We start from the raw sequence: 4124 nt of genomic DNA, 5'->3' as shown, positions 1-4124 counted from the left end.
CTTGATATTTCAAGCCCCGCCGGCGATTGAGGCGATCTTTTAAGCCCCTGCGGCGATTGAGCAGCGGGGTCCGGGGCAGAGCCCCGAGGCCGTAACGGCGGGTGGCTCAACGGCCGTTGAACGCGTCCTTCAGGCGGGAGAAGAGGCCCTGCTGACCCGGCTGGAACTGCCCCGTGGGCCGCTCCTCGCCACGCAACTCCGCAAGCTCCCGCAACACCCTCTCCTGCTCCGGATCCAACTTCTGCGGAGTCATGACCTCGACATGCACGATGAGGTCACCACGGCCACCGCCCCGCAGATGCGTGACACCGAACCCGTGCAGCGGAACCGACTGGCCGGACTGCGTGCCCGGCCGGATGTCGATCTCCTCCACGCCGTCGAGCGTCTCCAGCGGCACCTTCGTGCCGAGGGCCGCCGCCGTCATCGGGATGGTGACCGTGCAGTGAAGGTCGTCGCCGCGCCGCTGGAAGGTCGGGTGCGGGAGTTCGTGGATCTCCACGTAGAGGTCACCGGCGGGGCCGCCACCGGGCCCGACCTCGCCCTCGCCCGCGAGCTGGATCCGCGTGCCGTTGTCCACACCGGCCGGGATCTTCACCGTCAGCGTGCGACGCGACCGGATGCGGCCGTCACCGGCACACTCCGGGCACGGCGTCGGGACGACGGTCCCGAAGCCCTGGCACTGCGGGCACGGCCGCGAGGTCATGACCTGGCCGAGGAAGGACCGCGTGACCTGCGAGACCTCACCGCGCCCGCGACACATGTCGCAGGTCTGCGCCGACGTACCCGGAGCGGCACCCTCACCGCTACAGGTCGTACAGACGACAGCCGTGTCGACCTGGATGTCCTTGGTGGTGCCGAAGGCCGCCTCGTCGAGCTCGATCTCGAGCCGGATCATGGCGTCCTGGCCACGGCGCGTACGGGACCGGGGTCCACGCTGCGACGCCGTGCCGAAGAAGGCATCCATGATGTCCGAGAAGTTCCCGAACCCGCCGGCGCCGAAGCCACCGGCCCCGCCGCCTCCGCCGGACTGCGACAGGGGGTCTCCCCCGAGGTCGTAGACCTGCTTCTTCTGCGGGTCGGAGAGCACCTCGTAGGCGGCGTTGATCTCCTTGAAGCGCTCCTGAGTCTTCGGGTCCGGATTCACATCCGGGTGAAGCTCACGCGCCAGCCTTCGGAAGGCCTTCTTGATTTCGTCCTGGGAAGCGTCGCGGCGCACGCCGAGTACGGCGTAGTAGTCCGTGGCCACTTACGACTCCGCCAGGATCTGTCCGACGTAACGTGCCACTGCGCGTACTGCTCCCATCGTTCCCGGGTAATCCATGCGGGTCGGGCCGACCACGCCGAGCTTGGCCACTGCCTCGCCGCCCGAACCGTAACCGACCGACACCACGGATGTGGAGTTGAGTCCCTCATGGGCGTTCTCGTGACCGATCCGTACGGCCATGCCCGAATCTCCCAGCTCGCCAAGGAGCTTGAGGAGCACGACCTGCTCCTCCAAGGCTTCCAGAACGGGCCGGATGGTGAGGGGAAAATCATGTCCGAAGCGAGTGAGATTGGCGGTGCCGCCGATCATCAGCCGCTCCTCGGACTCCTCGACGAGCGTCTCCAGAAGAGTGGAGAGCACCGTCGAGACCGTGCCGCGGTCCTCCTGCTCGAAGGCGTCCGGCAGGTCCTGCACCAGCTGCGGTACGTCGGCGAACCGGCGGCCCGCGACGCGGCTGTTCAGCCGGGCCCGCAGATCCGCCAGGGACGATTCACCGAAGGGGGCCGGGCAGTCGATCATCCGCTGCTCCACGCGCCCGGTGTCCGTGATCAGTACGAGCATCAGACGGGCGGGCGCGAGCGACAGCAGCTCGACGTGGCGCACCGTGGACCGGGTCAGGGACGGGTACTGGACGATCGCCACCTGCCGGGTGAGCTGCGCGAGCAGCCGCACGGTCCGGCCCACGACATCGTCCAGATCGACCGCGCCGTCCAGGAAGTTCTGCACGGCACGCCGCTCGGGACCGGCCATCGGCTTGACGGCGGTGAGCTTGTCGACGAAGAGGCGGTAGCCCTTGTCGGTGGGGATGCGCCCGGCACTGGTGTGCGGCTGGGCGATGAATCCCTCGTCCTCCAGGGCCGCCATGTCGTTGCGCACCGTCGCCGGCGAGACCCCGAGCTGGTGCCGCTCGGTGAGCGCCTTGGAGCCGACGGGCTCCTCGGTGCCGACATAGTCCTGGACGATGGCGCGCAGCACTTCGAGCCTGCGTTCGTTGAGCATCGGCGCACACCTCCAGAATCAGCCGCCGCGATCATCCTGCTTTGGCACTCCCAATGGGCGAGTGCCAATCTTCCCCGGCTCAGTGTACGGCCGGTGGGTACGGGCCCGGCAAGGGAGCTAGCGTCGAGGTATGGAGTTCGAGCAGCGTATCGATTGGGTCTCGGCGGGTTGGGAGGGACTCGCGCCGAATGTGGGGCGGGTGCGGTTGCCGGGGCTCGACTGCACGAGCGGCCTCGTCGTCGGTGTGGATGCGGCGCTCTTGATCGACACGGGATCCTCACTCCGTGAAGGCGTCCGGCTGCGCGCCGACGCCCGCGCGCTCCTCGGTGCGCACCGGAGAGTGACCCATGTCGCACTGACCCACCCGCACTTCGACCATGTGCTCGGCACGGCCGCGTTCGCGGGTGTCGAGGTGTACGGGGCGGTGGGCATCGACGTCCTCTTCGAGCGCGGCGCCGAGGGGCTGCGCGCCGACGCCGTGCGGCACGGGGTCGACCCGGACGCGGCGACCGAGGCGGTCGACATCCTCGTCACCCCGCCGCACCGGGTGTGCGGCGAGTGGACGCTCGACCTGGGCGGCGGCCTGACGGTGCTGCTCGCGAACATCGGTCCCGCGCACACGGGCCACGACCTGGCGGTCCTGGTCCCCGGCAGCCCTTCAGGCCCGGAGATCGTCTTCTGCGGCGACCTGGTGGAGGAGTCGGGCGAACCGCAGGCGGGTCCTGACGCGGCGCCGGGTCACTGGCCGGCCGCGCTCGACCGGCTCCTCGACCTCGGCGGCGAGGACGCGGTGTACGTTCCGGGGCACGGTTCGACGGTGAATGCGGAGTTCGTCCGTGCGCAGCGCGCCACATTGGCGGCGCGTTTCGGCGTGTCGTAGCCGGGGACCCGGGACTTCTCTTATCGTCCCTCGAATGCTCCCACCCGTCTCCCGCCACCGCCCCTCCGACGAGGGCCCTTCGGGCCCGCAGCGCCATTTGTACTCTGCCGACCTGACTCCTCCGTGGAAGCGGAACAAGCCGACCCCCGAGGTCCCGGCCGAACCGGACCTCGTCGTCGAGGAGGTCACCACGGGCTTCTGCGGGGCGGTGGTCCGGGTCGAGAAGACGGCGCAGGGGCCGACGGTGACCCTGGAGGACCGCTTCGGCAAGCTCCGGGTGTTTCCGATGGAACCGCGCGGCTTCATGATCGACGGCAAGGTCGTCACGCTGGTACGTCCCTCGGGGCCGGCCGCGAGGGGCCCCGCCCGGTCGGCGTCGGGCTCGGTGGCGGTTCCGGGGGCCCGTGCGCGGGTGGCCCGGGCGGGCCGCATCTACGTGGAGGGCAAGCACGACGCCGAGCTCATCGAGCGGGTCTGGGGTCACGACCTGCGGATCGAGGGCGTGGCGGTGGAGTTCCTGGAGGGCGTCGACGACCTTCCGGCGGTCGTCTCCGAGTTCGCCCCGGGGCCGGACGCGCGGCTCGGGGTCCTCGTCGACCACCTGGTGCAGGGGTCGAAGGAGTGGCGCATCGCCCAGTCCGTGACGAGTGAGCACGCGCTGGTCGTGGGGCACCCCTACATCGACATCTGGGAGGCGGTGAAGCCTTCGTCCGTGGGCATCGAGGCGTGGCCGCGGGTGCCGCGGGGGCAGGACTGGAAGACGGGCGTGTGCGGTGCGCTCGGGTGGCGGGTGGCGAATACGGGCGAGGCCTGGCAGCACATCCTGTCGCGGGTCCACTCCTACAAGGACCTGGAACCGGCGCTCCTGGGCCGCGTGGAGGAACTGATCGACTTCGTGACGGCCCCGGCCTAACCACGGGGCTCCGCCCCGGACCCCGCGCCTCAATCGCCGGCGGGACTTGATGATTCAAGCCCCGCCGG

At 69.9% G+C, this 4124-nt stretch carries 4 protein-coding genes; 2 read left to right on the top strand and 2 right to left on the bottom strand.

Annotated features, from left to right (window positions below; genetic code table 11):
* Positions 1-106 precede the first annotated feature (106 nt).
* On the bottom strand, positions 107-1246 hold the full coding sequence (gene dnaJ / locus ABT004_RS36090; protein ID WP_351346008.1) for a molecular chaperone DnaJ: 1140 nt from the start codon (positions 1244-1246) through the stop codon (positions 107-109).
* Positions 1247-2263: a heat-inducible transcriptional repressor HrcA gene (hrcA, locus tag ABT004_RS36085; protein WP_351346005.1), complete on the bottom strand. Its 1017-nt coding sequence runs from the start codon at positions 2261-2263 to the stop codon at positions 1247-1249.
* A gap of 130 nt (positions 2264-2393) precedes the next feature.
* On the opposite strand from hrcA, the gene ABT004_RS36080 reads away from it, so the two are divergent.
* Positions 2394-3143, top strand: coding sequence for an MBL fold metallo-hydrolase (locus ABT004_RS36080; protein ID WP_351346002.1), 750 nt, complete (start codon positions 2394-2396; stop codon positions 3141-3143).
* Positions 3144-3177: 34 nt separating this feature from the next.
* A complete protein-coding gene (locus ABT004_RS36075) occupies positions 3178-4056 on the top strand; it encodes a DUF3097 domain-containing protein (protein WP_351345999.1) in 879 nt (292 codons plus the stop codon).
* Positions 4057-4124: the final 68 nt, after the last annotated feature.

Origin of the sequence: Streptomyces sp. NPDC002790 (assembly GCF_040295505.1) — a bacterium.
Classification (GTDB): Bacteria; Actinomycetota; Actinomycetes; order Streptomycetales; family Streptomycetaceae; genus Streptomyces.
The sequence above is the reverse complement of the archived record's forward strand: the minus strand, read 5'-3'. Positions and strand labels throughout refer to the sequence as shown.